The organism is Bradyrhizobium sp. PRIMUS42 (assembly GCF_023006515.1).
GTDB lineage: Bacteria > Pseudomonadota > Alphaproteobacteria > Rhizobiales > Xanthobacteraceae > Bradyrhizobium.
In genome coordinates this window covers 1-3,312 of record NZ_JALBGZ010000690.1, presented here as the reverse complement: position 1 = coordinate 3,312, position 3,312 = coordinate 1, and the positions used below count along the sequence as shown (strand labels likewise).

Here is a 3,312-nt window from a genome sequence, read left to right as displayed (position 1 = left end):
CTCGGCTTCATGGCCCGCAACGCCGCGGACTGGCCGGAAGCCGATCGCGCCGCTTTGGCAGACAAGGTGCTGGCCCTGATCACCGAACCGCGTTTTGCGCCGGTCTTCGCGGCCGGCAGCCGGGCCGAGGTCGCCATTGTCGGCAAATTGGAGCGGCCGGGCCGCACGCCGGCGCTGGTGTCGGGGCAGATCGACCGGCTGGTCGTACGTCCGGATGAAGTTTTGATCATCGATTTCAAGACCAACCAGGCCGCGCCCAAAAGCGCGGCTGAGGCCCCCACCGCCTATGTCCGGCAGCTTGCGCTGTACCGGGCGGTGCTATCGCGGCTTTATCCCCAAAAGCCCGTCAGGGCCGTCCTGCTCTGGACCGAGGCCCTTGAATATATGGAGATTTCAGCCCCCGCGCTGGACGCGACGCTGGCATCCCTTCATCTCGGCGTGAGCGTCCTTGACCCGGCAAGGAGCCGTTCATAGGTTGACCGCATGATCCCGGGCGCGATTCCCGTCGCGCCGATTCTTTCAACCGAACGAGGTACTCCCATGGCCGTTGGCAAGGTTTCCGATACCGATTTCGAAGCCGAAGTGCTCAAGGCAAACGGCCCCGTGGTCGTCGATTTCTGGGCCGAGTGGTGTGGCCCCTGCCGCATGATCGCACCTGCACTCGACGAGATCGCCGGCGCGATGGGCGACAAGGTCAAGATCGTGAAGCTCAATGTCGACGAGAGCCCCAAGACTGCGTCCAAGTATGGCGTGATGTCGATCCCGACCTTGATGATCTTCAAGGGCGGCGAGATGGCCTCCCGTCAGGTCGGCGCCGCGCCTAAGGCGAAGCTGCAGCAGTGGATCACCTCCGCGGTCTGATTCAGCTCACTTCAATTATTTTCGACAACGGCCGGCGAAATGCCGGCCGTTCTGCGTTGATGGGACGTGTACAGCGTATGACGAGTCCCGCCCTTGCCAGCCCCTCCCCGAAAGCGCGACCGCAAACCCGCCTCTCTCGTCGCGATGGAGGCGCGTTCGGTCGACGAGATCCCGCGCGGCAAGGAATGGCAGTACGAGCCGAAATGGGATGGCTTTCGCGGCCTGCTGTCGCGCAACGGCGGTGACGTCGATCTACGCTCGAAGTCCGGCGAGGATCTCGCGCGCTATTTCCCCGAGATCGTCGCCGCCGCCTTGAGGCTGAAGGCGGATCGCTTCACGCTCGACGGCGAGATCGTCGTGCCGCAGGGCAAGAGCTTTTCCTTCGACGCCCTCCTGCAACGCATTCATCCGGCGGCGAGCCGTGTGAAGAAACTCTCGGAGGAGACGCCGTCGCTGTACCTCGCCTTCGATCTGCTCGCGACGTCCCGGGAGAAAGGTCTGGCTGAGAAGACGATGAGCGAGCGCCGGCCGGCACTGGACGCTTTTGCGAAAGCCAGTCTCAAAGGCAGTCTTTTCCGCCTTTCACCATGGACAACGAGCTACGCCACGGCCAAAAAATGGCTGGCGCAATCCGGCGGCGGCTCGGACGGTGTCATCGCCAAGCGCATCGACCTGCCCTATCAGGCCGGAAATCGCGACGGCATGCAGAAGATCAAGAAATTCCGCAGCGCCGATTGCGTCGTCGGCGGCTTCCGCTATGCCACCAACAAGATCGCGGGCCGGAAAGTCGTCGGCTCACTGCTGCTCGGACTCTACGACGATGAAGGTCTCCTGCACCATGTCGGCTTCACCTCGGCGATCAAGGCCGAACAGAAACCGGCATTGACCGACCGCCTGGAGGCGCTGATCGGCGAACCCGGCTTCACCGGAAACGCGCCGGGCGGGCCAAGCCGCTGGTCCACCGAGCGCTCCGCGAAATGGTGTCCGCTCAAGCCGAAGCTGGCGATCGAAGTCTGCTACGACCATTTCAGCGGCGAACGTTTCCGCCACGGCACCTCGATCCTGCGCTGGCGCCCGGACAAGGCGGCGCGGCAATGCACCTTCGAGCAGCTGAAGCAGAAGGTCGCCGACCCAATGAAGCTGTTGAAGTGAGCGTAGCCGTAGCCCGGATGGAGCGCAGCGCAATCCGGGGCCGGCATCGCTCGTTGCGCTGCGCTCCATCCGGGCTACGAAGCAGAAAAAACGTCTACTTGATCCATCCCGTCGCGAGCGCGTTCGCCAACTCAGGCTGACCGTTGCGCCGCGCCAGTGCGGCCATCGCCTCATGATCATATGCGACGTGGCGGAACGTCACCTGCCAGGCTCCATTCGCTAGGTGGAGAATCGCATAACGCGCGTGCGGCGTGCCCGCCTCCACCACATGCGGATAGGGATGCTTGTCACGATACCCAGGGCTGCCGACGCTGCCGGGGTTGACGATCAAGCGACCGTCGCGAAGTCGCACGGCGCGGGCGAGATGGGTGTGAGCACAGAGGATCAGCGATTGCGTGATGCCGCGCGCGAATTGCTCGATGCGGTCCAGCGGCGACTGCGCCACCACACCGTCGGGATGCACGGTGTCGAGCCAATAGACTTCGTCATTATCAGGCGTCGCGTGGCAGAGGAACACCTGGTCACGAAAGACCCGCGTCATCGGCTGGGCCCGCAGCCAGTCAAGCTGCGCGACGCTGAGCGCTGCATGGGCAGGACGATCCCAGGAGCCCATCTTCTCAGGCGGACGGTCGAGCAGATAGCGGTCGTGGTTGCCGAGCACGTGCACGGCGTCGAGCGTCATCAGGATTTCGATGGTCCTGTGCGCATCGAGCGGACCACTCAGCATGTCGCCGAGATTGACGATGTCTATGATGCCGTGAGCGCGGATGTCGGCGAGGACAGCTTCCAGCGCGAGGTAATTCCCGTGGACGTCGGCAATGGCGGCGAAACGCATGGGCTCTCTCTTCCGTGCCCCGGACGCGGCCAGCGCTTCTTCAGCGGTGCGCTGCAGAGCCGGGGCCCATATCGCGGCATTCTGGGTCCCGGATCAGCGCTCCGCTTCGCTGCGCTTGTCCGGGACAAGAGAAATCATGCAGGAGGCGTGCCGTTGATCGCCAGCACATGGCCGGCCAGATACAGCGAGCCGGTGATCAGGATGCGCGGCGGCACCTCGTAGGCGAGCTTCGCCAAGGCGCGCAATGCGGCCTCGACGCCCGAGACGGTCTCGACGCGCATGCCGAGGCTGCGCGCGGCGTCGGCGAGGCGATCGACCGGCATCGCGTTCTCGGTATCAGGAATCGGCACCGCGATGATGTGACGGGTGAGACCGGCAAAATTGGCGAGAAAGCCCTGCGCATCCTTGTTGGCCATCATGCCCGCGATGACGACGAGCGGCCGCGACACCCGCTCTTCGAGGTC

Annotated in this window: 4 protein-coding genes and 1 pseudogene; 3 read left to right on the top strand and 2 right to left on the bottom strand. The window is 64.2% G+C overall.

Annotated elements, in window-relative coordinates; translation table 11 throughout:
* The 3 genes from MOV75_RS31950 to MOV75_RS31940 form a co-directional block, all read left to right on the top strand.
* Positions 1-474 (top strand): PD-(D/E)XK nuclease family protein (locus MOV75_RS31950; RefSeq protein ID WP_247007307.1); only part of this gene is annotated, 474 nt, incomplete at its 5' end.
* A 66-nt stretch (positions 475-540) separates the two neighbouring features.
* A complete protein-coding gene (gene trxA, locus MOV75_RS31945; protein ID WP_007598398.1) occupies positions 541-861 on the top strand; it encodes a thioredoxin in 321 nt (106 codons plus the stop codon).
* A 144-nt stretch (positions 862-1,005) separates the two neighbouring features.
* Complete coding sequence (locus MOV75_RS31940; protein WP_246931427.1) at positions 1,006-2,013, top strand: ATP-dependent DNA ligase; 1,008 nt, start codon at positions 1,006-1,008, stop codon at positions 2,011-2,013.
* A gap of 94 nt (positions 2,014-2,107) precedes the next feature.
* Here the strand turns inward: MOV75_RS31940 and MOV75_RS31935 are convergent, their stop codons facing one another.
* Entirely contained in the window at positions 2,108-2,848 is a 741-nt protein-coding gene (locus MOV75_RS31935) for a metallophosphoesterase (RefSeq protein WP_246931426.1), read from the bottom strand.
* A gap of 134 nt (positions 2,849-2,982) precedes the next feature.
* Positions 2,983-3,312, bottom strand: a pseudogene (locus MOV75_RS31930) (bifunctional folylpolyglutamate synthase/dihydrofolate synthase); the annotation flags it as partial.

Coding starts and splice junctions, on each gene's coding strand:
- trxA (WP_007598398.1), top strand. CDS start 541: ATGGCCGTTGGCAAGGTTTCCGATACCGATTTCGAAGCCGAAGTGCTC.
- MOV75_RS31940 (WP_246931427.1), top strand. CDS start 1,006: ATGGAGGCGCGTTCGGTCGACGAGATCCCGCGCGGCAAGGAATGGCAG.
- MOV75_RS31935 (WP_246931426.1), bottom strand. CDS start 2,848: ATGCGTTTCGCCGCCATTGCCGACGTCCACGGGAATTACCTCGCGCTG.